General features: G+C 44.9%; 1 protein-coding gene. It reads right to left on the bottom strand.

Annotation, left to right across the window (positions count from 1 at the left end):
- Nucleotides 1–309 precede the first annotated feature (309 nt).
- Nucleotides 310–787, bottom strand: a 478-nt coding sequence (locus HMPREF0549_RS08870; RefSeq protein WP_003717964.1) for a substrate-binding domain-containing protein, incomplete at its 5' end; no start/stop codon positions are given.

Raw genomic sequence — 787 nt, 5'->3', positions numbered from 1 at the left:
ACGAAGCACGTTTAAAGTAGAGTGTGAGCCGTGACGAACTAGCAACTGAGCACTAGAAAATCCCGGACGACGATTGACTTGCAATCAAGGACGGGATAGTTAGACGAAGGTGACGGTCGTCGCGAGCAGATCTTGACTCTGTGGCAACAAAACGTTAGGCTGAGCACATTTAATAGGGGGGCTTCCCTGCGAGCACATTTCGGCAATGTTGCACTAGGATGCAGGACTCGTCAAATTAAAACAATACTCTTTTATAAACAAAATAAGGGTGAGGAAAAGCAAACAAAATGCTTTTCCTCACCCTTATTCTTATTTCGTCGTCTGTCGCTTAATCAAATGGGTTCCAACAACCGTCTTACATGGGTCACTAGCTGGATGTGCGAGTCGCTTGACCATCACATCGACTGCAGCATGAGCCATTTCATCGGTTCCTACATGAATCGCTGACATACTTGGATAAACATACTTTACAATCGCGGTATCATTAAAGCTAATCATGGCTAAACGGTCAGGAATATCAATCTTTGCTTCCTGAACGGCCTTTAGCGCCCCGACAGCCATTGGGTCATTAGCAATAAAAATTGCATGTGGTAATTTGTCACCCAGCTCTTCAATTGCCTTCTTCATTGCCCGATAGCCCGACATTGATGTATAGTCACCAGCAAACATAAATTCCGGATGATAAATACCACGTTGCCGCAAATCTGCTTCAAAATACCGGCGACGCAGATCAGGAACTACTTCATTATCCGTTGTCTTTTCTGTTCCGGCGAGCATTCCAATATCC

Origin of the sequence: Limosilactobacillus vaginalis DSM 5837 = ATCC 49540 (assembly GCF_000159435.1) — a bacterium.
Classification (GTDB): domain Bacteria; phylum Bacillota; class Bacilli; order Lactobacillales; family Lactobacillaceae; genus Limosilactobacillus; species Limosilactobacillus vaginalis.
Note: the sequence above shows the minus strand (reverse complement) of the source record. Positions and strands in the feature narration are given on the sequence as shown.